This is a genomic window from Olivibacter sp. EAT-5 (assembly GCF_044784325.1).
Classification (GTDB): Bacteria; Bacteroidota; Bacteroidia; order Sphingobacteriales; family Sphingobacteriaceae; genus Olivibacter; species Olivibacter oleidegradans.
In genome coordinates, this window is the sequence record NZ_CP173028.1 from 5,290,556 (window position 1) to 5,313,821 (window position 23,266).

23 protein-coding genes are annotated in these 23,266 nt (G+C 41.6%); 11 read left to right on the forward strand and 12 right to left on the reverse strand.

The window, feature by feature from the left end; genetic code table 11:
- The first annotated feature begins 29 nt into the window (after positions 1 to 29).
- Entirely contained in the window at positions 30 to 1,460 is a 1,431-nt protein-coding gene (locus ACH11B_RS22090) for a glycoside hydrolase family 140 protein (RefSeq protein WP_377608549.1), read from the forward strand.
- Positions 1,461 to 1,950: 490 nt separating this feature from the next.
- On the opposite strand, the gene ACH11B_RS22095 is transcribed toward ACH11B_RS22090, so the two are convergent.
- On the reverse strand, positions 1,951 to 2,316 hold the full coding sequence (locus ACH11B_RS22095) for a helix-turn-helix domain-containing protein (RefSeq protein ID WP_130855510.1): 366 nt from the start codon (positions 2,314 to 2,316) through the stop codon (positions 1,951 to 1,953).
- Positions 2,317 to 2,439: 123 nt separating this feature from the next.
- Here ACH11B_RS22095 and ACH11B_RS22100 point away from each other — a divergent pair, with 123 nt between their 5' ends.
- A complete protein-coding gene (locus ACH11B_RS22100; RefSeq protein ID WP_377608547.1) occupies positions 2,440 to 3,039 on the forward strand; it encodes an FMN-dependent NADH-azoreductase in 600 nt (199 codons plus the stop codon).
- 65 nt (positions 3,040 to 3,104) lie between these two features.
- Positions 3,105 to 3,983: an SDR family oxidoreductase gene (locus ACH11B_RS22105; RefSeq protein ID WP_377608545.1), complete on the forward strand. Its 879-nt coding sequence runs from the start codon at positions 3,105 to 3,107 to the stop codon at positions 3,981 to 3,983.
- A gap of 64 nt (positions 3,984 to 4,047) precedes the next feature.
- Here the strand turns inward: ACH11B_RS22105 and ACH11B_RS22110 are convergent, their stop codons facing one another.
- From ACH11B_RS22110 to ACH11B_RS22140, 7 genes are all read right to left on the reverse strand, one after another.
- Positions 4,048 to 4,269 (reverse strand): hypothetical protein, encoded by a 222-nt coding sequence (locus tag ACH11B_RS22110; protein WP_377608544.1) that lies wholly within the window; start codon positions 4,267 to 4,269, stop codon positions 4,048 to 4,050.
- Positions 4,270 to 4,324: 55 nt separating this feature from the next.
- Positions 4,325 to 4,546, reverse strand: a complete 222-nt coding sequence (locus ACH11B_RS22115) for a hypothetical protein (RefSeq protein WP_377608542.1) — start codon at positions 4,544 to 4,546, stop codon at positions 4,325 to 4,327.
- Between the two features lie 121 nt (positions 4,547 to 4,667).
- Positions 4,668 to 5,111 (reverse strand): DUF5675 family protein, encoded by a 444-nt coding sequence (locus ACH11B_RS22120; protein ID WP_377608540.1) that lies wholly within the window; start codon positions 5,109 to 5,111, stop codon positions 4,668 to 4,670.
- 375 nt (positions 5,112 to 5,486) lie between these two features.
- Positions 5,487 to 6,107 (reverse strand): DUF6266 family protein, encoded by a 621-nt coding sequence (locus ACH11B_RS22125; protein WP_377608539.1) that lies wholly within the window; start codon positions 6,105 to 6,107, stop codon positions 5,487 to 5,489.
- Between the two features lie 49 nt (positions 6,108 to 6,156).
- Entirely contained in the window at positions 6,157 to 6,798 is a 642-nt protein-coding gene (locus ACH11B_RS22130; RefSeq protein ID WP_377608537.1) for a DUF6266 family protein, read from the reverse strand.
- Between the two features lie 384 nt (positions 6,799 to 7,182).
- Positions 7,183 to 7,473 (reverse strand): hypothetical protein, encoded by a 291-nt coding sequence (locus tag ACH11B_RS22135; protein ID WP_289553723.1) that lies wholly within the window; start codon positions 7,471 to 7,473, stop codon positions 7,183 to 7,185.
- A 177-nt stretch (positions 7,474 to 7,650) separates the two neighbouring features.
- Entirely contained in the window at positions 7,651 to 8,520 is an 870-nt protein-coding gene (locus tag ACH11B_RS22140) for a LytTR family transcriptional regulator DNA-binding domain-containing protein (protein ID WP_377608535.1), read from the reverse strand.
- A 210-nt stretch (positions 8,521 to 8,730) separates the two neighbouring features.
- Between ACH11B_RS22140 and ACH11B_RS22145 the strand changes: the two genes are divergently transcribed.
- The 3 genes from ACH11B_RS22145 to ACH11B_RS22155 all read left to right on the forward strand — a co-directional run bounded on the left by ACH11B_RS22145 (position 8,731) and on the right by ACH11B_RS22155 (position 10,942).
- Complete coding sequence (locus ACH11B_RS22145) at positions 8,731 to 9,120, forward strand: hypothetical protein (protein ID WP_377608533.1); 390 nt, start codon at positions 8,731 to 8,733, stop codon at positions 9,118 to 9,120.
- Between the two features lie 106 nt (positions 9,121 to 9,226).
- Positions 9,227 to 10,243 carry a helix-turn-helix transcriptional regulator gene (locus ACH11B_RS22150; protein ID WP_377608531.1) on the forward strand — a complete coding sequence of 339 codons (1,017 nt, stop codon included), beginning with the start codon at positions 9,227 to 9,229 and terminating at the stop codon, positions 10,241 to 10,243.
- Positions 10,244 to 10,609: 366 nt separating this feature from the next.
- On the forward strand, positions 10,610 to 10,942 hold the full coding sequence (locus tag ACH11B_RS22155; protein ID WP_377608529.1) for a hypothetical protein: 333 nt from the start codon (positions 10,610 to 10,612) through the stop codon (positions 10,940 to 10,942).
- A 62-nt stretch (positions 10,943 to 11,004) separates the two neighbouring features.
- Here the strand turns inward: ACH11B_RS22155 and ACH11B_RS22160 are convergent, their stop codons facing one another.
- The 3 genes from ACH11B_RS22160 to ACH11B_RS22170 all read right to left on the reverse strand — a co-directional run bounded on the left by ACH11B_RS22160 (position 11,005) and on the right by ACH11B_RS22170 (position 17,523).
- Positions 11,005 to 12,345 carry a TlpA family protein disulfide reductase gene (locus ACH11B_RS22160; RefSeq protein ID WP_377608527.1) on the reverse strand — a complete coding sequence of 447 codons (1,341 nt, stop codon included), beginning with the start codon at positions 12,343 to 12,345 and terminating at the stop codon, positions 11,005 to 11,007.
- 125 nt (positions 12,346 to 12,470) lie between these two features.
- Positions 12,471 to 13,862: a RagB/SusD family nutrient uptake outer membrane protein gene (locus ACH11B_RS22165; protein WP_377608525.1), complete on the reverse strand. Its 1,392-nt coding sequence runs from the start codon at positions 13,860 to 13,862 to the stop codon at positions 12,471 to 12,473.
- 10 nt (positions 13,863 to 13,872) lie between these two features.
- Positions 13,873 to 17,523 carry a SusC/RagA family TonB-linked outer membrane protein gene (locus ACH11B_RS22170; RefSeq protein WP_377608523.1) on the reverse strand — a complete coding sequence of 1,217 codons (3,651 nt, stop codon included), beginning with the start codon at positions 17,521 to 17,523 and terminating at the stop codon, positions 13,873 to 13,875.
- A 91-nt stretch (positions 17,524 to 17,614) separates the two neighbouring features.
- Here ACH11B_RS22170 and ACH11B_RS22175 point away from each other — a divergent pair, with 91 nt between their 5' ends.
- From ACH11B_RS22175 to ACH11B_RS22195, 5 genes are all read left to right on the forward strand, one after another.
- Complete coding sequence (locus ACH11B_RS22175; protein WP_377608521.1) at positions 17,615 to 17,890, forward strand: hypothetical protein; 276 nt, start codon at positions 17,615 to 17,617, stop codon at positions 17,888 to 17,890.
- Between the two features lie 164 nt (positions 17,891 to 18,054).
- A complete protein-coding gene (locus ACH11B_RS22180; RefSeq protein ID WP_377608519.1) occupies positions 18,055 to 18,324 on the forward strand; it encodes a helix-turn-helix domain-containing protein in 270 nt (89 codons plus the stop codon).
- Between the two features lie 89 nt (positions 18,325 to 18,413).
- Positions 18,414 to 18,731: a thermonuclease family protein gene (locus ACH11B_RS22185; protein ID WP_377608517.1), complete on the forward strand. Its 318-nt coding sequence runs from the start codon at positions 18,414 to 18,416 to the stop codon at positions 18,729 to 18,731.
- Between the two features lie 102 nt (positions 18,732 to 18,833).
- Positions 18,834 to 21,287, forward strand: a complete 2,454-nt coding sequence (locus ACH11B_RS22190; RefSeq protein WP_130855491.1) for an AAA family ATPase — start codon at positions 18,834 to 18,836, stop codon at positions 21,285 to 21,287.
- 155 nt (positions 21,288 to 21,442) lie between these two features.
- Positions 21,443 to 22,192, forward strand: coding sequence for a sce7726 family protein (locus tag ACH11B_RS22195; protein WP_130855490.1), 750 nt, complete (start codon positions 21,443 to 21,445; stop codon positions 22,190 to 22,192).
- Here ACH11B_RS22195 and ACH11B_RS22200 read toward each other — a convergent pair.
- A complete protein-coding gene (locus tag ACH11B_RS22200) occupies positions 22,189 to 23,256 on the reverse strand; it encodes a beta family protein (protein ID WP_165446937.1) in 1,068 nt (355 codons plus the stop codon). The two genes, ACH11B_RS22195 and ACH11B_RS22200, sit on opposite strands and share 4 nt — an antisense overlap.
- Between the last annotated feature and the right edge of the window lie 10 nt (positions 23,257 to 23,266).

Sequence of the window (23,266 nt, forward strand, 5' to 3'; positions counted from 1 at the left end):
TTAGGTATATATCTTTTTATCCGATTAATATGCAAAAAAATAAATTTAAACTTCTTATAATTGTTCAATGGCTCCTGTTGCCCCAACTTCTTTTGGGGCAATTACATATCAGTGCCAATCATCGCTACCTAGCACACAATAACAAGCCTTTTCTGTGGATTGGGGATACCGCTTGGGAGCTGTTTCATAAGTTAAATGTGACCGATGCCGAGTATTATTTGGAAACACGGGCTGAGCAAGGGTTTACGGTAATCCAAGCGGTGATACTTTCGGAAAACAATGGCTTAAGAACTCCGAATTATTATGGAGAAAGACCTTTGCACAATCTTAATCCGGAAACCCCTAATGAAGCGTACTTTAAGCACATAGATAGGCTGATAAACAAAGCTGAGCAATTAGGCCTTTATATGGCTCTCTTACCAACATGGGGGGATAAGGTAAAATCTAACCGCCCTGGTCAAGGGCCTGTTATCTTCAATAAAGAAAATGCCTACACTTACGGAAAATATTTAGGAAAGCGGTATCAGAATAAGCCTGTTATTTGGATGCTCGGAGGCGATAGAAACGTAGCTGACACGACCGTTGTAGCTATCTGGAAGAGCATGGCTACGGGAATACAGGACAGTATGGGCAGCAACGCAATTATAAGTTATCATCCCGCTGGCGAATCATCATCATCCCACTGGTTTCATAACGAATCTTGGCTATCATTTAACAGTTATCAAAGCGGACACGCCCGCCCCTATTTCCCCGTTTACAACTTCGCTTCCTATCATTATTCTATACAGCCGCTTAAGCCCTTTATCGATGTTGAACCCGCTTATGAAGATATACCTATTCGGTTTTGGGATTTTATTCGTTGGGATGGTAAAGCGAAGTTGCCCAATCAAGTAGTAGACGCAGATGGATTTATACGTAATAAGGAGTATTTTAAACAAGGCTATTTTACTGATTACGATGTACGGGTACATGCCTATTGGAACATTTTATCTGGAGCGTGCGGCTATACGTATGGCAACAACGCCATTTGGCAGTTTTTTTCCGCAGGAGATTCGACGGCTATTCCTTGCTTATATGATTGGAAAACGGCGTTACATCGCCCAGGGGCTAAGTCAATGTCCGCCTTAAAAAACCTTTTCGAGCTACGGAGCTTTGCAAAGCTTGTACCAGACACCACGATGATTTTGAGCGAATATGGTAAAGACAGCACCTATATTAGTGCTGCCAGGGCTAATGACTACAGCTTTGCTTTAGTATACGCTGCTATTGGCCAATCGCTACGTATAGACCTCACCGGATTTAAATCTACCGTACGCGCACAATGGTATCAACCCAAAGACGGCCGTTTTCTTTATATTGGAGAATATAGCAATCGGTGTCCGACAACCTTTACACCTCCCACTCAAGGTCGGGATCAAGACTGGTTACTCGTTCTAGACGAAAAAAAGCATTTTAAGTAGCGAGCTCTATCATTGACCTTCCTAGCTTGGGGTAGATAGTAAATATAGGTGACAGGAATAAATGCTGCGCCAACGCAAGGAGTAGGATTTCATATTTATTGCCTATTAACACTGACTTCATAGTGCGGCTTTTATCGTGAAAAAAAGTTATAGGTTTTATATCTATTACATCACAATTGCTGCGATTAAATTTCGGCATTTTTTTCCAACAACTCAAAAACTAGATTAGTCTGTCCGATTTTGATTGCTTCGATATATGGCACATAACTTTCTCGGTACCACGTAACACATATCCGTTAACCTAGATTCCTGTGCGTCGTTTATCGAAAGTGCTTCTGCTAGTTTTCCTTCTTGAACCAGCTTGTGGATGAACAATAAGGATATGGAGTACAGGTTCGAAATCAAAAAAAATCCGATATAGGAAGCCATATTCCGGAAAAATAAATCAAATGCAATATGCCAGCTAACCTGTGGCCCTTTTGCCTTAATATCAACTACCGTCAGATGTGATTTTCCTTTTATGCTGAGCTCCCCATTGAGCTAAAGCAGTAATGATATCTTTTAATGATTTACTGTATTCGGTAGGTATATATTCTACGACGACCGGCGTTTGATCGGCATATACATTTCTTTCAACTAAAAGATTTACTTCCAATTTTTTCAATTCGCTTGAAAGCATTTTTGCAGAAATACCCTTTAAAGTACGCTGTATATCGTTGAACCTGGTATGTCCCCCTAAAATTGCAATCATCACCCTTATTGTCCACCGGCCGCCGAGAACATATAAAGCATCTTCGGTTGATGACAGCCGATTTTTGCACTGTATCTGTGAATATTCCAATTTATTTGTCGCCATTCCCTTCTGTTTTTTCTTTTAGCAACTAACCCAAAAGTTACTACTTACTTTAATGTAACTACTATAATTCGGTTAGCTAATATAGCTAATTTTGCAACACCCTGTTTTAAAAGAGGTAAAGAAATGAAAAAAATATTGCACATAATTTCAAGTCCGAAAAAAGCTAATTCTGCGAGTAGAATGCTGGGAAAAAAAGTGGCTGAAAAATTAAAAGAAAAATTTCAGCATGTGGAAATTAAGGAATACGATCTCAATACAATTCCGCATTTAAGCGAATCCCATATAAATGCCTTCTTTACATCTACTGAAAACCGGACAGATGAGCAGCAACGTGAAATAGCGATTTCCGATCGGGCCATCACTGATCTGATCGAAGCTGACATTTTAATAGTTGAAGCACCGATGTACAATTGGAATATCCCTTCAACATTGAAAGCGTACTTTGACCAGATCGCCAGGCCCGGGCTCACATTCCGTTATACCGGAAAAGGAGCTTTACCGGAAGGATTACTGAAAGATAAAATTGCGTATATAGTAACTTCATCCGGTGGAATATATACGGAAGGAGAATTGAAGGCCTTCGATTTTACGACCAATTATGTCCGGTTTTTCCTTGAACTTATGGGAGTTGAAGTGGCCAATGTTTTCAGGGCAGACGCCCAAGCAATACTGGGCCCGGAAGATGCTATACGGAAAGGAATTGAAAGTATTGTTATAGCATAAACAATCTAGGAACACAAAACTCAAAAAAATACAAAAAGGGATCATTAAAACTTAAAAAACAAAATATGATTTTAGTTACGGGAGCAACGGGCCGGTTCGGCTCAAAAGCGGTTGAGTATTTATTGAAAAATGGAGTACATCCTTCGGAGATTTCCGTTTTGGTCAGAGATGCGGCCAAAGCAGGTCGCTTAAAAGAACAGGATGTTCAGGTAAGAGAAGGTGATTATGCCGATCATACATCTATGGTAAAAGCCTTTCAAGATGTGGAGAGGTTGTTATTGGTTTCCAGCAATGATCGAGGAGCCATGGAGAACCGTACCCAACATCACAAAAATGCGATCAGGGCTGCTGTGGAAGCAGGCGTAAAACATCTTGTATATACATCCTTTGTAAGAAAACCAGGGTTTGAAGGTTCGCCCATAAGCAGCTTTCAAAATTCACATGTTGAGTCCGAACAGTATTTAAAGGAAAGCGGCATGGAATACACGATACTTCAGAACGGTATTTATGCTGAAATGATTCCGGTATTTATCGGAGATAAAGTCGCTGAAAGCGGAACAATCATGTTTCCTGCAGGGGAAGGAAAAGCAAGCTGGGTGCTTCTGGAAGAACTGGCGGAAGCCGCTGCCAACGTTTTAACTACCGACGGGCATAAAGGTAAAACTTATACACTGACCCATACCGAATCGGTTGGTTTTAAAACCATAGCCAGGGAAATTTCCGCAGTATTGGGCCGAAATATCCATTATAAATCTCCCGAAATGGGTGAATTTAAAACAATGCTGGAAAATGCCGGAGTTCCGCAGCTATATATTGGCATGTTTGCCATGTGGGCCGAAGCACTGGCAGCGCACAGCCTGGATAAAGATGATGAAGCATTGACCATGTTATTGGGCAGGAAGCCAACATCCGTTTGTGAATTTTTAAAACAGATTTATAGCTGACCTGCTCCCTATCGAAACTTTGAAGAAAGTCCCCTCATAAAACGTATTATAAGGGGACTTTCCATTATTTCTCAGCAGGTGTATCGTCTTTGGCTACTGTTGATATGGCCGAAGCCACAATTCCGGCTGTTGCCAAATAACCAGCTATGGTAACTACTGTTGCCGGTAAAGTAATCGGAGCTGTTAATAACGCCCCTCCTATTGCACCCAAGGTTAAACCGATGGTTCTTATCTTTTTAAAGAACTTCGGTGTCGGTGCTTTGATTCTTTCTGTTATTTCGTTCATTTTCGTTATTCGTTGTTCGTTATTTGTTATTAGTTATTAGTTGTTGCTTATTAGTTTACGGCTTATGGCCATTTTCCAAAAACTCCATCCGCTGTCGCAGTAAATTATAATTCGCTTTTAAATCCGCTTTCAAAAGCTGTATGCTCGCTTTCATTAAAGCTACATCCTGCTCCATTTTCCGGAAGTTTCCATGTAATTGCTTTAAGAAATAGGCTATGATTGATAATAAAATACTGATGATCGTTCCTAATAAGGTTATTACTTCTAATGATTTCATTGTTATTTAGCTTTTAGGGGTTAGAAATTAGGTATAAGCTATCGGCTTCCGAATGTCAGCTATCAGCGATCAATAAGATGTAAGCTTTAAGCTTTATGTAGCCAAAACATTATTATATTGGCTAATGATCACATTGGCTAATGATCAAACTACTCCCCGCGGCAGCGGCCTTTGCTAATAAAGGATACACCCTTCTATAAGCATCTGCCGAATGCAGTACCCGATAATCGCCGTCAATCAGCTGATAGTAACTTCCGGTTAAGGGGCAACCACGGGTATCCGTATGGTAATTCCCGATATGGAAGAACACTAAACTGAAATTGGGAATACCCCTGATTTCCACCATTCCTTTATGCATGGAGCTATATCGGCTCTGATATTTAGCATTCATACCCGCCAGCTTATTCAAACCGAGTTGATAGGTTCCGGCCGGAATGGCCGTTTCTCCCGGGATTTTTTTGTCCCGTATTTTATCTTCCAGAATATAGCACTGAAAGAGATTATTGATGTATAATTGGCCGAGGGTCGTGTTTATGCCTTCGGCGATTCTTATTAGTTTAATCATATTATTTAGTTTTTAGCTGTTAGGAATTAGGCGTTAGCTCTCAGCCATCAGCGGTCAGCTTTCGGATGTCAGCTATCAGCTTTATGCTGTAGGCTATAAGCGGTAGGCAGGCATCACCTGCTTCCAGCTTTCGACCATCAGCAGTCGGCTATCGGCAGATAAGCTTCATTATCAAATTGGCTCATCAGCTAATTGACTAACCGAGCGTAGCGAGTTCATGAACCGAGTGCAATGAGCTCATGAATGCCAATAAAAAGCAATCGACTATGAATAATACCTTAAAAGTGAACACGAATGAATAATTCCCTACTTAACTACTTAACCACTCAACTACTTAACAACTCACGACTCTTCTACTGAACGACTCAACGACTACTATACCAAAAACGCTCCTACATACTTGCTTTCCGAATAGATTTTACTTAGACGATCGGACAGGTAATAATACAAATGGAATGTACCCTCTAAAATAACGTCCTGTAATGCTACCTCCAATTCCTTATCGCTTAATGGATGCCCTTCGCTCAATTGCACGAGTTCCTGCTCCACATTATAAGCCAGCAGGAATAGCTGCTGATGATTGGAAACCCGAAAATCATTCGCCCATTGCAGCTTTAGGCGACCGTCCACTAGTTGAACTGTCTCAAGGTGCAGATCGCCTGGCCCGCCTCTGCTTACTTTCACCCTAGCCGGATCCACATAAGGACCTGCTTCCGAGTCGACCAAGGCTTCCCGTAGCACTTGTTGTACGGCTCTGTTCATCCCTGTCATCCGATCATTGTAAGGTCGACACGTGTTATAAATAATCGATTTTAACGGAACCAGGAATCTCATAACCGCTTTCATGCGAGCTACCTGCTTCGCCCTTAGCTCGCTGATCGGTTTATTGTTGTTCGCTTTCTTCTTTACCGACCGTACGCACTGTACGCCATTGCGGACATAGAACAATTGATCTCCTACGCGGCCATATAAACGGCCACCTTTCATAATTGCCATAACAAAGAGAATTAGGCGGGCGACAGATTGCCGCCCGCAAGGTTAAAAATTAAAGAAAGTTAACTGAGCCAACGTAAGTCGTACGTGAAACCTTCTTGCCATCCAAGCTGGTAAAGAACATCCATACATGCCCTACGTCACCCGTTTCCATATCCTCCAGCGAAGCCGTCGCTACACCTGATTGGCGGTTGGCCGGCGCATCCGGCGTAAAGAAAAGGTCCTGGTTTACATTATAAACCAACACATAAGCAACATCATCAGCTTTACCGTTAAATTCATACTCGTTGGCATTCCAACTCACGGTCAGCATATCGGCCGTCACCTCGGCTGTCACACCACGCGGGCGAAATAGGCCCCCATCACTCAACTGGATCGCCGGATAATTGAGCTCGACGGGCGCTGTAAGCGTGACGGCACCCATATCCATGTTATGCTTCACCGCATAGCTAAAGGCCGTTGCCAGCTTCAGATTGCGCCCGGCAAAGCCCTTATCCAACAGCTCTTTGAGCGGTGCGATAAACTTCACCAGCGTGGAAAAGCGATCACGCTGTAAACGCTGCAACTCCGTTGCCGGAATTTTGGACTTTTTGCCCAGTCCGCGAAGGTAACTGATACCCCGCCAGCTACTACCGATAACGCTACCAACCTTGCCCGAAAAGGTACCATTGGCACCATTGATAAATTTTGCCATGTTTTTTACATTTTAATTAAACATTTCATTCATCAGCGTTCAGTACCGGTACGCCTTGCTGACAGAACAAAAGTAGAAGGCCCCGAAGGGCCAAACAATAGCCAAAGAGCCTCATTCCCATCAGGTTCCCTTTAAAAGAAAAAGAGGGAACGCAAATTCCCATTACGTTCCCTCTTTTAATAATAAAATGATCAGCAATGTAATGATTCGATAAGTCTTCTGGCAATCCGGTTCGCTAAGTCGTCCTTCTTAAACGGATCAATTAGGGATCATCGGCGACTTTAATCCGACCGCAGTCCCCGAAAACTCCTACGTGATACATTTTTGATAGCCTGCATATCCTATTCCAAACGAACGCAGTACGAAGCTGGTACGAGCGTTGGGCTAGCGATCTTTACGCCTTCCCCAGTACCGCTCAAAGCAGCGATCCAGATCCGATTGGCGATAGAGCGGCACCTTTCGGTCTTTTGTAACGGCTGATAGGAGTTTCCTATTACGCCAATTGGTGATCGTTTTAGGATGTACCAGTAAATAATCGGCTGCTTGCTTTCGATTAAAAAGGTGCTCTTCTTCCGAGGCCTCGGATAAGGCTTTATGTTTTTCTTCTATATAAGTTTTAATAATGGAAAGTATGACTTCCAACAAGTCTTTAATAGATTTAAGATAATGTTTCATAATGTGGTGCTTGGCTGCTCATCAGATAAGCTCGGCAATAAATCGTCAACCCTACACCACTTTGATTACGATCATATACCTCCGACAAAGCGCGTTCAACAATAATTAACCAATAAAAATATTAAAATAATAAGCCGTATGGTACGTATTAGGTGAACTGAACAAAATGAACAGTCGTTAAGCTTTTTCCAGTTTAACATATTGACTGAAAACCTCACGATAATGTCTTCCAACCTGCACATATCGATTTCCGCTCTTTTCGCCATGCTGGTGCGCTTTGCGGATTAAGTTTTGTATATCATTGCTCATAATAACGGTATGATCGCTTGTATAATCAACAATATGATTTATGGCTACTAAGGTCCAACGATTGATCTGTATAAAAGCATCCCGCGGCAAGTAGGCCTGCAAATCGGTCAGCTTCATGTCGAGGCTATGCTGTTCGCCATTTAATAAATAGAGAATTCCTCCTATCTCCAACTTTACAAAGGCTACGAAAAGCTGTATTGGCACTTCTAAACGTATTCCATCCATCTGAATGATGAGCTGACCTTCCTTTGTAGGCTTTGCCTCTTCCCGAGTAATGCGCAACTTTTTATCCGATGTAGCAAAATACCAAGCAAAATAAAAAAGATTTAAAAAAGGAATCATCCACCTCACTTCAATAAACTCCCGTTCCATATACCCACTTGCCTCAAAATCGCCCGTAAAGCAATAAAAGAAAAACCGCACCGCGGCGTATACGAAAGTGATAGGCATTACAACGCCCAAAAAGAATTGAAGTTCCAATCTTTTAAACCAATTATCTTCCCATGGAAGTGTTCGATCCAATAGGCCCGTGATACGATGCACATAAGTAAGCACTCCATAAGCCACGGCTACACTGAAGACCAAGCCTATCCAATAATTTGCCTGCGTTATGATTACCCAAACCGATTTCGTTTGATGATTTATTAAAATGAAATGGCCAACCGGGAAAGCGACGATGATGCGGATATAACGTAAAAAATAATGCCTTAACCGCCATAAATTCGGTTTAAGTCCCATAATTAATAAGCCTTTAATTATTGTAACAGTTAATGAAATCTAGGTAAGGGAATTCAGAGCCCTTCTTTAAAACGATGCATTTCGCCTGAAAAAGGTTGCATTTCGCCTTTTTTTTGCTTTTACCCCCCTTTACATGCCTCGGTGAGACGCATAGTTTTGAAAACGAATAAACAAAATTATCTTTTTATATCAAACTTAAATTTACACATTATGGAAAAAGTACCATTCAATTCATTAGGAGTTAGCACCTTGATCAGCAATCTTTACGCTTTATCAGACGAAGCATTAAACGACGAAATGATTGATTTTGAAAGTAACCCAAATGAGTGGTTGACCACACATTTCGATCTCACTGAAAGCCAGGCATCCTATTTGGCACAGATGGACGACAATTTTTTAACCTCCATGGCCATAGAAGTGAGCGATCATCTCAGTGATAGAGAACCCGTTGCCTTATTGAAAGAAGATCGACCAAAAGATGGTGATGACCGAGGTAAATTGCTTCAATTTTCTTACACTAACAAGGACATTTATTCCTTAGCGGGTGGACGCCAGTTTACAAAAACATTGCTCATACAAATTAGCTATCCGAGCCATTAGCAATGCTTAAGTAATTACCCTACACCATTAGAACAAGATATTACCCAGGTTGCCACCGGTTTAAGCTCCCGATGGCAGCCGGGTAATATGCCAACAGACCAAAAACATGATTAAACCGGTTTACATTGGTTTACCAACCGATAATACAGATCACCTGCTCTACAGCGAACGGGTACCCGCAGCCGCCTTGTACCATTTGGCACTAGCGGAGGCAAACTATTGGCAAAGCGATCGCTTTTCGGTGCTCGAGCAGTATTACGATGCACCCGACGCTTTTATCTGTTTGGCCGATATACATGCGGATGAACCCGTAGAAGTGCCGATAAGTTGTACGCTATCCGACCTGTACTGGCTTTACCAATTAAACGGGGGTTACCGTATCCACCTTGCGGACGAAACACGGCAAATCGTCTTGCAAACAGAGGAAACTAGCTACACGCAGATTTACGTGCCCCAAGGCCAATACATTACCCGCTTTGATAAAGGAAAGCACCAGCTGTTTTATTTTGTTATCAAACCGAATTGGCTTCAACGGCAGGGACGACGTGCCATGGAAGGTTTCAACCACCTACTCGATAGCCAGCGAGCCCAACGGCAAGAAGCGCAGCACAACCAGTTTTGCCCGCTTCATGATAAAGTATACAAGTTGCTTCTTAGCCTTTTCACATTACCCAAAGTCAAACGCTTCCATTATGATATTCTCATTTATGAGCATTGCTTTAGCCTATTGGATTTGAGTCAGGAAGATCTTAAAAGAAATAGGACATCGACATCCAAAGACAATGACCTGCTCACGCATATCAGAAATTATATAACCGAGCAGATACCAAAAGGAAACCTTGTTTCGGTGGCGGATATAGCCGCATTTTTTAAAGTGAACTACCGGAGTCTGCGGCGTCAACATTATCAAACCTATGGTTATAGTTTAGGAGAATTCATCCAACACAAGCGGATGGAACAGGCAGCCGATTTCCTGATCAATACCGATATGCCCATTAAAGAAATTGCTTATTTTCTTGGCTATACTGTAAATACCTCCTTCGACCAACGGTTTAAGCGATATTATGGTGTTTCTCCTACCGCATATCGTCTGAGTAACCTTAAACCACGTTCCGCAAAATGACCAAAAGATACAATATCAACTGCCACAAAACGCTAACTCCGCGGTACGCATACCTATTAATTTTGCTTTCGAGAACCAATAACTATTCATCATGAAACCATCATGATTTATTCAAACCACATAGGGATGAAAAAATCTGATAGCTTCATCACCTTTATAGAAAAATTTATTACTATGAAAAACCATCTAAGTATCCACAAGAAAAAATTCGCGGTATTTCGGCGTTGGCCGGTACTTCAGATAATATTTCGGCTCTCGTTTGCAGCAAACGGACTGAAAGGTTTGGCTGACCTGAAGATGCCCCGATTCTGAAATAAATATAGTATAAACTTAAAGGTAGCATTTCCCTTAAATGCATATATGCCCATGGCACGTATATTTAACGCGCGACTACTTGTCGTAGCATTTTTCGGATTTATTTTAGCGTTGTTCTTATACCTAAGTTTAAATGCAAAGGAGAAACCTGTCCCGGTAAAAAGATCAACTACTTACTATGTGCAAAGCACCAATCCGTCCAATCCGGACGAGTATGTAATCTCTCAAAATCCGTCCGGTACACCATGTTTGGAAACCGTTCAGGAGCACCCCTGTAGCTTTACATCGCCTGATTCCAATCTGGGTTCTACGATAGCAAAAGAAACGGTGGATAACGAAGAGGATGATATTGAAATCATCGCTTGGAGAACAACTCTACCATAATCCGGTAGCGGCCGGGCACTATTTACGGCTTCATTCTCCGAAATGCCCGGCCACTTATTGATTTAAATCCCCGTTAGCAATTTCGTTAATCCCTCTACCGTAGATAAATTGTCCGTATTATATTGGAGCACTTTATTGTTTCTATCAACCACTATTAGTGTGGGATAACCCGTTACCTTCAAGGCTTTAACGAGAGGATGTTTCGCTCCCGGTTCACCGGTATATAAATTCAGGGCATCCGCAGAGGTGTATTTGCCGCTTGCCACACTTTCATTCCAGATATTGAATTTTTTATCAACAGCGATCGAAACAAATAAAACATCCTCCCGTCCTTTCATCTTGCCCTTAACCTTCTTTAAAACATTTGCATAAAGTTTTGCGCATCCGCCACAACCCGTATTCCAAAAATCAACGACTAAAACCTTGCCTTTTAAGGAAGCTAAGGATACAGGTAACCGGTCCTTATCCAATAATGTATTGGCAGGCAGTAACTTCCCGGTCATTTCATTTTTAAACACATAGGCTTTATTAACAACCGATCTGAGCTGTTCATCTTTCATGGTCGCTAAAGCGGTAGCAAACCATTCATCGGCCGTTTGCTGTGGAAGTTTCTCTTTTAAAAAGAAAAATGTAAACAAACGGTCTCTTACTCTTTGGTTCGGTTCGTTTAAAATATAGTTAAACAAACTACCCCTATCGTATCCTTCCGAAAGCCGGGCCGCCCTGTTTTGGTATATGGCATATTGAAAATAAAGAAACTGCGTTGACAGAGCCAATGCGCTGTCACTTAAACCATACACGTTTTCATCATCGAATGCTGCCAAATAAGACCTCACACTTTTATTTGTCGCATACCCTTTTGCATCTTCAAAGATTTTCTGCGGTTGCTTGATTAAAAGATACTTGAAGTGGTACAGAACATCCGCTTTCAACACTTCGTAACTAAGCTTACTCATTTGCCCATCCCATCCTTGCAGCATTTGCATTTTGCAGTCCGCCAATTTTGCCCATTTTATCAATAGATTTTCGTCCTGAAAGTCTGTCAAACGTACGTTCTGATCCAGGTTGTAGAGAAGTTCAAATCGTGCGTTATATTTTTCAGCACCTCGTCCTGTACAACTGATCGTGTTCTTTGCGATCGTTAATCTGATGTTATCACCTGCTTCCCAAAATTGGGGACGTGTCACCGGTTTCCTTCGGTTCGTAGCCCCCTTTGAATTTTTACTGACGTTATTCTTGAAAAGCGTAAAAATTCCCGCGGCTTCCGTCGTAAACACCTGAAAAGACACTTCGCCATTACCATTGGTAATACCTGTTTTTTCATTTGCATCGTTCCATATCGGAGACCACAGCATTTCGTTGCCCAACAACAGAAACACCGTATCACCCGGGACACTGTCCATAAGACGAACATGGATTGTAAAACCATGCCTGTCAACAACAGTGCTCCGAGCGGCTTTGCACATTAAAAAAAAGCTCGTAAACAGGATTGTTATAGCAATCCGACTATTATAAAACCATTTCATTTTTATCGTTGATTTTGGGTGATATTACTGATCTGTATTTCCTGTTCGGGTATGGGCAGCACATATCGATTTTCATTGGGCAACAATGAATACGTAACACCATTGATTACACGTTCAATGCCGCTCTGACGATCTGCTTCTTTATTCAACCGCCGGAGGTCCTCCCATCTTATATTAGCTGTAAAAGGCAGTTCTTTACGGCGTTCATTCAGAATAAGTGTTAAAAGCGCGTCTTTCTGAGGTTCATCATCCACGCGATAGGTTCCGGTCTTATAACGTTTCATTAAAATTTCATTCAGGAAGTGCCTCGCCTTTGAATCGTCACCGAGGCGGTTGTAGGATTCAGCCAATATAAAGTAGATTTCGTTGAGTGCTATGCCACAGAAGTTAGTTTGGCTCCCTGTATAAGTACCGATAAACTTCTTGCTGTCGTTTACATCTAAATAAAATACCGACTTCCTCAGGTCGTTATCATGATAAGAACGATAAAGTTGTTCAGTAACGGAGCCGTTATAAGGGGGTGCGGGCATTACCGATAGGTATAAGGCAGACTCGGCATAGTAAATGATTTCGGAATTGCCGATTCCAAGTGCCGGAAAGCGGTAGGTATCCTCCATGTTGACTTTAGTTTCATCGTTAAAATCGAGTAAAGCTGTATTTCCATCAAGTGCAAGTTCTCCATAATGGAGACTCTGCCGGTAATCCCCCATCAGCAGATAAATTTTTGCCAAAAGAGCAAATGCAGCCTGTTTAGAAGGTCTTGTGTTATAGGGAGATGACGTATCCAGCAGTTCTGCCGCCAATTCTGCATCGCGGATCATGAAGTCGAAAGTTTCCCGTAAAGATGACCGCCGGTAAACTACATTTACGTCCGGGTCGGTACGGAGCGGCAGGCCAAGTGCCTGCTGCGCAGCATTATCATCATATGCCGTGCAGAAAAGATTGACCAAAAAGTAGTAAGACAAAGACCGAAAGAAAAGAGCCTGGCCCTTGATATTGGCGTATCCGGATTCACTTTCATCAATTTTCTTTAAACCTTCAAGCGCCAGGTTTGCTATTTCAATCTTTGCATACAGGAAGTTCCAGTCGGAAGAAACACCGCTGTCCCAGATCTCCCGGTTCCATGTATATAAATTCCTTTCCAGTTGGGACATGCTGAGGTATTCAGCTTCATTCAAATAGAGGTTATCGGACATTGTCAATCCCGCCGTGGAATACCTGCTTGTAAGTTCCGTCCCGTTATTCAGCAGATGTTGAAAGTCGGCCAACGTTTCGGGCAGTACGTCGCCTTTACTGTTTTTAATATCCAGCCAATCTTCCTGTCTACCGCAACCTATAAATACCGGAAAACACAGGATGAGCAGCAATCGTTTTGCTATTTTTGTATACTTCATATTGCTAGATTTAAAGATTGATGTTAACACCGAATGAGCAGGAAAATGGAGCCGGGTATAAACCGGCATCGGGATCAATTCCCTGCTTATTTTTTCTCCATATGATCCCTAAGTTGTTCAGATAGGAAAATAGGCTGATCGACTTTATGCCTGTCCGTTTGGTTACCGATGGTGGTAGTGTATAGCCGAATCTGATATCCTGTAACCTGATATGATCCGCCTCCTCAATCAGCACTTCGGCATACCGATAAAAAGTATTTCTACGGCTATCAGCGGGATATACCGCAGAAGGTACCGACGTACGGGTCTCATCTCCCGGATTTTGCCAACGTTTCGAATAATCGGTATGCCCTCCCGTTGAAATCAGTTCCGTATAGTTGAGGCTTATACTTGGTCGTCGAAAAACATATCCCATTTTGTAACCAATATTTACAGATAGGCTAAAACCTTTAAAACTGAAATCATTTCGGAACGACCCGAAGAAAGGTGGACGTGACACCCCGCGGTAAACCAGGCTGTCGGGCTGATAGTTGTTGATGATGGCCGCATAATCGCGACTGACCTGCCCGTTCAATATCCCCTGCGGGTCTCCGCTTTCGGGGTTAAGGCCCGCCCACTTATAGCTGAACAGGCTGAATAACGACTTACCTTCAACCCCTCCCCCGCTCTGTATGGTACCGGAAGTCAGTGGTGCATCGTACTTCAGAATACGGTCACTGATAAAATTACCAATAAAAGTAGAGCTCCATCGAACTTTTTTACGTAGGATATTCGCTGTCAGTAAGAGATCGACACCGTTGGATACGGTGCTGGCCGTATTTGCCATATAGTCTGTAAACCCCGTTTGCGGTGCCAGATTTGTCCGTTGTATCAGATCAATCCCTTTTTTGTTATAATATTCGATAGAACCTGTCAACAAATTGTCGGTAGTTTCAAAATCCAGCCCGACGTTAATATTCTTAACCCTTTCCCAACGCAGCGATGCATTAGGGGCCTTTAGGTTATATATTCGCCTGTCCCCCGTATAACTATCATTTCCGTACACACCCGTTAGATAGGCTCCGCCGCTCTGGTAGACGTTGCCATTGAACCCATAGGTGGTTCTCAGTTTGAGGTAGCGGAGTGCTTTCCAATTATAAAAAGGTTCATCACTGATGTTCCAGGCCAGCCCGGCCGACCATAAAGGTGTTATCTTCTGATTAGTTTTTGCACCGAATATATTAGCGCCATCTCTTCTGGCACTGAATGACAGGGTATATCGGTCTTTGAAGCTATAAGCTGTGTTCAGGTAATAAGACAGGTAGCGGTTGGTTATCCCCGTAACATTGGCAGGTGGACTCGGAATGCGGGCAAGCCCCGATGGGTTGACGGTAAAGTAATTCACGTAATCAAGGTTTGTTATGGCGGTACCGAACTGATCGTCGTAACCGTAAGAAGTGGCATTTGTTCCCTCGGTTTTAAGCTCACGCAGTTCGCCTCCCAACAGTGCATCAACACGGTGGTTTTTCCATCGTGGCGCAAAATTCAACTGAATACGTCCGTTGTTCGAATTCCAATCGTAGTTCGCTGCCGATCGTATTCCCCCACGGGGAAAATGGTGGGTAATCTTTCCGTTGACTTCATCAATCATCGAAAACCGGTTGATCAGATCTCTTGCGTAGAAAGTCTGCTTCGGCTGATGGTTTACCATGCCAATCAGCTGTCTTTCGTTTTGGAACTGCGCATTTAAGCTTAAGAAGGGCTTAAACTTATAATCAAGTGAAAAATTAACCAACATGTTTTTTACCGAAGTGTGCTTGTCTGCAAGTTCAATTTCGCGTAAAGGGTAGTAACCCCAATCGAGCAGCCCCTGCTCCTGCATCCGGTCAATATAATCGTAGCGATAGGCTCTCGGTATACGTAAAGGTGTTCCATTTATATCGGCCAATTGCGCATAGGGAAAAACCCGAGCGTAACGCCCTCCTGTCCCCATGAAACTGCCATAGGCAAAATCATTGTTCTCATCGGTAGTGCTGTTACTGTACATTACCGTGGTTACAATATCAAGCTTGGCCAATGGCGAATAGGTATTGGAAACACGGAGCGTGGTACGGTGGAAACCATTGTTGATAAGGTTATCCCTGTTACGGTCATGACCGACCGAAAAGGTATAGGCAAGGCGTTCTGCTCCGCCTTTTAGGTTAACCGCATACTGTTGATTGAGAGACGTTCGGTACACATACTTTAGATAATCTGCTCTTACATCCTTGCTGGTGTAAGCTGTGAAGTTCTCCTCTAATTCGCGATCGGTTATGAGATTGTTCCTGTGGTCATTCAATAAACTGACAATGGGAGAAATCGTCGGAAACGTTCTTGTATTATTTATATCGGCATTGAAATAGCCCCTTTCAAATAAATAACGTTCAACCTCTATAAACTGCGGGGATGACAGATAGTTTTGATCATATAGGATATCGGGTTTTTCGCCAAATGACAGGTTACTGGTAAAGCCAACATGCATCGGTTGCCCTTTTTTACCCTTCTTCGTGGTGATTACAATAACACCATTTCCCGAACGGGCACCCCAGATCGACGCTGCCGCAGCATCTTTGAGTACCGTGACACTTTCAATATCATTCGGGTTTATATTGCTGATTTCTCCTTCGTAGGGAAAATTATCCACAACAATCAGGGGTTGCCTGGAAGCGTTTATGGTGCTTTGTCCCCGCACGTTTATACCATAATTTCTGTTGGACAATGTTGCCGTAGCAATGTTATTTGAAGCTGAACCGTTAAAAAACACTCCACTCGTTACCCCATCCAAGCGGTCGAGAATATTAGTTGATACCCTCCTGTTCAACAATTCATTATCCACCTGCACAAAACTGCCCGTAGCGCGTTCTTTGGGTAAGGTTTGATAACCGGTACTTACCTGCACTTCTTCCAGTTGGGTGCCATCGCCCTGCAGTTTGATGATAAAAGGCCCCGCTTCCCTCCTGTTGAACGGCACACGTTCCGGTCGGTAACCGATGTAAGTGATAAGCAGTATGCCGGTAGTATCGGCCGTCAATATGCGGAAAGCTCCATCAGCACCGGTAAGTACACGGGTGCGGCTACCTTGTATAGCAATCGTTGCTCCTTCCAAAGGTTGGTTATTATTTCCGTCAAATACTTTTCCTGTAATTGGATACACGTCCTGCAAAGCCACGCCGTGGGCAGCCTCCAGGGAGGAGGACTGCCGGGCGTGTGCCAAACAAACACAGAACAAGATCTTTAAGGTTATAAGGTATACGGTGTAAGGTTTAAGGACGCGCAGTGGCCTCCCGACTCTTATAGTTTCGTAGGCAACATTTTGCGACGAAAAACGGTATCTGCACCTAAATTTCCAGTACTTTTTTATGCACATTTCAGCAGCAAAAAAACACCAAAAAATGCTTTTAAACCTTCTTAAACCCTGTTTTTCTGTAACTCGCGAGTTACAGGTAGTTTTTTCTTTTATTTTTTGTATACAACCAGTCGTACTGATGAGAGGCTCTGCCCCCTGCATCATCCCGTTGCAGAGCGGGATAATGAATCTTCGAGCACCCGACATGACTAGCAAACGCTCACAAGTGACGGCCATACTACTTTTTAATTTAAATTGGACAAAAAGCTCCCTGATGTAGCTTGAAAAAAGCTTCATTTCTGTAATGATTTAGATTGTTCATGCAAATAATTTGGTTTGAAAATCCGTACAGTGGGGCGCCTTCACCGTAAGGAGATGAAGCCATAAAATGGCCAACCACCTTGCCTATTCGGGAGCGCTAAAAATGTTTCTTAAACAGAATTTTTTGTTAGGTTTAGCTATCATAACTCGTTCTATTAACGAGCCTCTTGCAGAACTGGTGGGCGGTTACCCCCTATCTTCAACCGTTATCGCGGTACAGCAAGACCTTGACGCGGTATCCAATAGGGGGACCTTTCCCGTGTATTTTTGCGAATTTACGAAAAATTCGGTCAAGGAAATCCCCTATGGCCTCGCGTCATTCAAAATTTGCTGTTTTCGATAACAAGGCTCATACGGTTTGGCATAAAGCCAAACCTATATATTGTATAATTCGATTTTATATTTATCGAATATTATAATACAAATATAGATAATTCTGCGCCATTTACAAAATAATTGTCTACATTTTTTTTGCCTTCGTATTTTTAAAGTACAACGGAGGAAAAATTGGCAAAAGAAACTATCACCAAACTAGGTTTATATCTATCAAGAAAACCACTGAGTCAAGCTAAACTAGCTAGGATGACTGGTATATCAAAAGATAGAATAAGTCGGTTGCATGTAGATCTGACAACTAAGCCGACAATTGATGAGGTGTATCTAATTTCTCTTGCTTTGGAAGTGAACCTAAACGAAATTGCTGGTTTTCTCTGTAAAGATTTAAACCTACGCCCTAAGTCAGAATGGGATATTACCCCCAGTAAGAAAGCGAAATAGGCCGTATCTTAACCTTTTCTACTATGCGAAATTTTTGCTTGACATTTTTATTGCTGTTCATCTCTATAATTTCTCTCTGCCAAACTCTAGTGAAAGGGAAAGTCATAAGAGTGGCTGATGGCGACACAATAACGATCTTAGATTCAGATAACACACAGGTAAGGATTCGCTTGTATGGTATCGATTGCCCGGAAAGTCATCACGATTTCGGTACCGTGGCTAAAAAGTTTACTGCAGATCATTGCTTTCAAAAGGTGGTGACGGTGGAGGTTAAAGACATAGACAGGTATGGTAGAACTGTTGGCATTGTTCTTTTACCCGATGGAAAAAACCTAAATAAAGAATTGTTAAAGGCAGGCTTAGCATGGCACTACAAACACTTCGATAATTCATCCGTCAGAGATTAATCCATCTTTATCAGATTGACAAAATTATACCGATTTTAGGCATTGCTTCAAAAGATTAGTTAAATTTGAAAAACGTTTTAATGTTATCAGACCTAACCAGCTATGAGTATCCTAAAATTTATCGAAATTAAGAAGTTGAGTATCTTCGATAATTTCTCGTGGAATTGCAGTGAAGATTTTAGAAAGTACAATTTGATTTTCGGATTTAATGGTAGCGGAAAGTCCACTCTGTCCAATCTTTTCAACTTGATTGCTAAAAACCAGAACTTCCCGTCCGAAAAGAAACAAGATTTATTTGACGATTTAAAATGCTCTGATGATGCTAAAGTTAAATTCCTCTGCACCGACAAGGAAACATTACTCTATCCCCTTACCGGAGACGGTCACAACAATAATAAGAGTATTTACGTTTTCAATTCCAATTTTGTTGCCGACCATGTTTTTGACGGAAGGAAAGGAAAAATTCAGAAATTCAATGTGGCAGAAACGGTATTGGAAGATCCTGAAATCGTGGAATTAAACGAAATCATCGAGAAAAAAGAATTAGACAAAGGCAAGAGTGAATCAGAGCAAGAGGAATATAAAAGCAGTTTTGAAGCCATCAAGCAGCAATTTAACAAAAAATTTAGGGAAACATTCCCAAGTGGCAATCTCAGAAATCCAAATTTCCCTGATGTACAAAGCATTCCTACGGAAAATAAATCTGATTTAGAGTTAGCTATCAGGCAAAAAATATCTGAATATCAAATCAGTAAAGACCAGGCAGCCCTTATCGCGGATATAGAAAAGTTAGGAAATGTTTCATTCAGTCAAATTTCATTGGATTTTCCGTCTTTGAAAACCCTACTTAATACTACCGCCAGAGAAAAAGCTGTAACCACTTTAAAAAGCAAAATTGAAACTTTTCAAGCCAAAGTCAACGAGGAAGATATAAGTAAGATAGAGCCTTGGTACAGATTCGGAAAATTACTTTTAGAGAAATCAAATCAGACCGACGAAACAACTTGCCCTCTATGTAATTCTAATCTCAATAACACCATTATTGATTTAATAAAGGAATTTGGGGAATACTTTGATAGCAGCTATGAAGAATTTAAGCAAAACATAGCCGATCATACGCGTCAACTGGCCACCGCTCAAAATTTTTGTACAGCTAACAAGGATTCAAAAACCACCTTGCAACAGGAAGCCACAAAGTACAATGCCATGCTGGAGAACAAGATGCCTGACGTCCGGATAGACGGATTAACTTCCCAGATAAAGACGCTAACAGATCTCGTTGATGACAAAGGAAATAATTCTTCAAAGATTATAGATTTTGAGTTAACCAACATCCAATCGGCAATTGAAAATTATAACGAGGATATTAAAAAATTGACTGATTTCAAGGACGAATTGATTTCAACCCTTCAAGCCCGGAGAAAAAGCCCCGAAACACTAGAAACTGACATCAGACGCCTCTATTCAAAACTAATAATCTTGGAATTGAACGGTCACGAAGACAAAAATAACGTAAAAAAATACCACGAACTAAGCTCGCAAATCGCAACATACAACAATGAACTAATTCAACATTCGACTGCGAAGATGCAGAGACTCCGCGCTTTAAAGTTGGAGGCAAAAAAAGTAGGGGAATATTTGGAGAAACTCGGCATCAATCATTTCACCATCGACCTTAATGAAGAGGACGATAATGAGAACATTTTAATTAAGTATAATAATTCGGAAAAAATACGGAAGCGACTACGCAATACTTTGAGCGATGGCGAGAAAACAGCTTTGGCCTTTGCGTATTTCCTGAGCAAGGTCACGACGGAAGTTAAAGATAAAGGCAATACTATCATCGTTATTGACGATCCAATTTCAAGCCTCGATGACAATCGCTTATATCAAACAGCCTATTTGATACACAAGGAGTTTAAAGATTATAGGCAACTGTTTATCCTAAGCCACAATTTGTTGTTTATGAAGTTTCTGAATCCAAATTTCCGAGTAAAAACTTCAAAATCCTGTTACCTTATAAATAGGGGGTGTATAAGCGACTTACCCAAGTCATTACAAAATTTCCAAAGCCCCTATTTTTATATGTTGGAAAGTCTTCTCGAATTTTCAAGTGATGAAACACCGAATTATGAAGAAGCAAGAAAATACTTGCCGAATTATATCCGTCGAATATTAGAAACATTTTTTAGTTTCAAATATGCTCAATTGACAACGAAATCCAACGCTAATCAATCTGCTGGCCTGGAATACTTCATTTCAGATATAATAGACTTTGAAACGTTGCCTGATACTTCAGTAGGAAAAATATCAAAAGATAATATACAAGACAAACTCTCAAACATAAATAAGTTATGTGATGGGTTTTCTCACGGAAACACACAACATTTGGATGAAAGTAACTTCATTACTGATGACGCATTGAGGAATATCGCATTGGAAACAATAGATATTATTGAATATTTTGATGGCTTTCATTCCACAAACTTAAAGAAACTTATCACTAAGCAGACAGAAGATGATAATGTCGAAGTTGCCATAACCGCAGCAGGATAAATAACCACGGCATCAAAACAACCTGTTTGGGAGCTGTGTTCAATTTTGTCCAGAATCGCGTCGACGATCGTATCCTCTCGTCTCCTGTCACATTATCCTGATCATAACCAAGACCGAAAGGCTGAAACTTCCAAAAACTTCCTATATTTGCAACAATGGGCAAAGTAGATTATACTGCACTGGCAAAATCTTATAACACCCTGCATTACCGTCAACAGTTACTGCAAATAGTAGAGGCCTGTTACGGAAAATGTAAGACGGACGGTTTGTCTAAATACCAACTGCATCTTAAAATTAATAAAGCTCTTTTTTCAAACTATCATGGTGAAGAGTCTTTAAAATATAAGCTCGCCACTACGTTCAGGAAGAAGGGATACGTTGCTGCATTTGAAGTGCGTGCAAAAAACAGCCGAGCGGATTTTGTGGTAATTAACGGTGATTCGAAATGCTTTGAGGTAAAGTCGAAAATTGACACTTTGAGGCGCTTGGGGAAACAGAGTGATGATTATCATAGAATATTTGAATATAATACGGTAGTAATTGATGCCAAGCACCTGCGTGAAACGGAATGTTTAGTACCAGCGCATTACGGAATCTGGTATTTTGAAGGGAAAAAGCGTGTGGAATACCGGTCTGCCATTAAAAGTCCCTATCTTAATCCTCTTGCCCAATTGGAAGTACTTACCAAGAAAGAACGGCTCAGCCTTTTTAAGACAGCTGTATACACAGAAATTATGGGCGAATATACTGCTCAAGAAATCAACGAGCGTTTAAAAATTGCCTTGAAAAAGCGTTATGAAGCTCGCTGGTCTTTTGTTTTGGCACACTGGAAGCACATATTGCCTATAGATTTGCAATTTTTTTTTAACACAAATGTGGATCCGCTATTGATCTACCAAGATTAAGAAGTCTTAAGCTCTCCCGCTTCAATTTTCACGCGAATGCAATGTAGGTAATGTTCCATAGCAATACGTTTAAATTTTGCCTGGCTTTTTCCGGTTTCGCCCTCGTGCTGAATGCGGAGCAACGTTTGCCAGCCCCAATTTCGATCGTCTAAATACGGAAGTCCACTTGCTTGCATGCGCTTCGCAGCTTCGGAATTTATAACCGCTGGCACAATAGTATTCTTAAATTCGGAAAGCTCTTTTACACTACCCTTGAAGCCTACGAATTGATTATCTACGGCATCATAGAAAAGAAAACCCGGACTAATTGCTCCGCCGGAGGTTAAATCATCTTTTTTAATACCGGCATAATCGCCGAAGCATTGGCCAAGCAGGGGTTGTTTATAGGTATCTATTAAGCCGTTATCGATATCAAACACCACTTCGCCATGATCTAATCCAACGTTTTGTATATCGGTGTTTATAGCGCTGCGTAGTATAATCTTGGGGCAGGTACTAAAAGATCTCCATGCATTCATGATTTGTCTGACTGATGGACTAGGATATGGTGCAATATTGTCAAGATCGAGTATGATAAAATCTACTGCTGTGGCAAGCTGGTTGATAATTGGCCAATCTTCATTGAATTGATTGTACATTACTCTAAAAGCGATGGACGGAAAGTTTGGACGCAGATGTGCCTCTTGCCATTGCAGGGTATCAATTTCCCCGGTCTTGTGTAAATAGGATGATATTACTGGGATCATCTTTGGGCTAGCTTCTCCCAATGATTGTAAGTATTTTGTACGACGTTCTTTACTGGCAATGACGGAACGACTGAATGCGATAACCTCATTTTTCATTGACGCCCGTTCTTTTAGGTATAAAGGTAAGTCAACAAACACTCGCTCTGATTGTATGGTCTCAATAAGGTCTAAGTAGATTTCGTGAAATGGAGATTGTTTATCAGAGTCTCTCTTTCGATCATACTCTTTGATGATTTCTAACATAGGGTACATGTGGCCATCAAACTTGAAGCTTCGTAATACGAGGTTTTCCTGTTGGCGTGCCCTAAATGTTGGCATGTATATGAGG

Excerpts from the sequence above, each read along its gene's own strand:
- ACH11B_RS22140 (WP_377608535.1), bottom strand. The coding sequence starts at position 8,520 with ATGGGACTTAAACCGAATTTATGGCGGTTAAGGCATTATTTTTTACGT.
- ACH11B_RS22100 (WP_377608547.1), top strand. The coding sequence starts at position 2,440 with ATGAAAAAAATATTGCACATAATTTCAAGTCCGAAAAAAGCTAATTCT.
- ACH11B_RS22120 (WP_377608540.1), bottom strand. The coding sequence starts at position 5,111 with ATGATTAAACTAATAAGAATCGCCGAAGGCATAAACACGACCCTCGGC.
- ACH11B_RS22145 (WP_377608533.1), top strand. The coding sequence starts at position 8,731 with ATGGAAAAAGTACCATTCAATTCATTAGGAGTTAGCACCTTGATCAGC.
- ACH11B_RS22155 (WP_377608529.1), top strand. The coding sequence starts at position 10,610 with ATGGCACGTATATTTAACGCGCGACTACTTGTCGTAGCATTTTTCGGA.
- ACH11B_RS22125 (WP_377608539.1), bottom strand. The coding sequence starts at position 6,107 with ATGGCAATTATGAAAGGTGGCCGTTTATATGGCCGCGTAGGAGATCAA.
- ACH11B_RS22170 (WP_377608523.1), bottom strand. The coding sequence starts at position 17,523 with ATGAAGCTTTTTTCAAGCTACATCAGGGAGCTTTTTGTCCAATTTAAA.
- ACH11B_RS22200 (WP_165446937.1), bottom strand. The coding sequence starts at position 23,256 with ATGCCAACATTTAGGGCACGCCAACAGGAAAACCTCGTATTACGAAGC.
- ACH11B_RS22105 (WP_377608545.1), top strand. The coding sequence starts at position 3,105 with ATGATTTTAGTTACGGGAGCAACGGGCCGGTTCGGCTCAAAAGCGGTT.
- ACH11B_RS22135 (WP_289553723.1), bottom strand. The coding sequence starts at position 7,473 with ATGAAACATTATCTTAAATCTATTAAAGACTTGTTGGAAGTCATACTT.
- ACH11B_RS22150 (WP_377608531.1), top strand. The coding sequence starts at position 9,227 with ATGATTAAACCGGTTTACATTGGTTTACCAACCGATAATACAGATCAC.
- ACH11B_RS22175 (WP_377608521.1), top strand. The coding sequence starts at position 17,615 with ATGGCCAACCACCTTGCCTATTCGGGAGCGCTAAAAATGTTTCTTAAA.
- ACH11B_RS22095 (WP_130855510.1), bottom strand. The coding sequence starts at position 2,316 with ATGGCGACAAATAAATTGGAATATTCACAGATACAGTGCAAAAATCGG.
- ACH11B_RS22110 (WP_377608544.1), bottom strand. The coding sequence starts at position 4,269 with ATGAACGAAATAACAGAAAGAATCAAAGCACCGACACCGAAGTTCTTT.
- ACH11B_RS22115 (WP_377608542.1), bottom strand. The coding sequence starts at position 4,546 with ATGAAATCATTAGAAGTAATAACCTTATTAGGAACGATCATCAGTATT.
- ACH11B_RS22090 (WP_377608549.1), top strand. The coding sequence starts at position 30 with ATGCAAAAAAATAAATTTAAACTTCTTATAATTGTTCAATGGCTCCTG.
- ACH11B_RS22165 (WP_377608525.1), bottom strand. The coding sequence starts at position 13,862 with ATGAAGTATACAAAAATAGCAAAACGATTGCTGCTCATCCTGTGTTTT.
- ACH11B_RS22190 (WP_130855491.1), top strand. The coding sequence starts at position 18,834 with ATGAGTATCCTAAAATTTATCGAAATTAAGAAGTTGAGTATCTTCGAT.
- ACH11B_RS22130 (WP_377608537.1), bottom strand. The coding sequence starts at position 6,798 with ATGGCAAAATTTATCAATGGTGCCAATGGTACCTTTTCGGGCAAGGTT.
- ACH11B_RS22160 (WP_377608527.1), bottom strand. The coding sequence starts at position 12,345 with ATGGACAGTGTCCCGGGTGATACGGTGTTTCTGTTGTTGGGCAACGAA.
- ACH11B_RS22195 (WP_130855490.1), top strand. The coding sequence starts at position 21,443 with ATGGGCAAAGTAGATTATACTGCACTGGCAAAATCTTATAACACCCTG.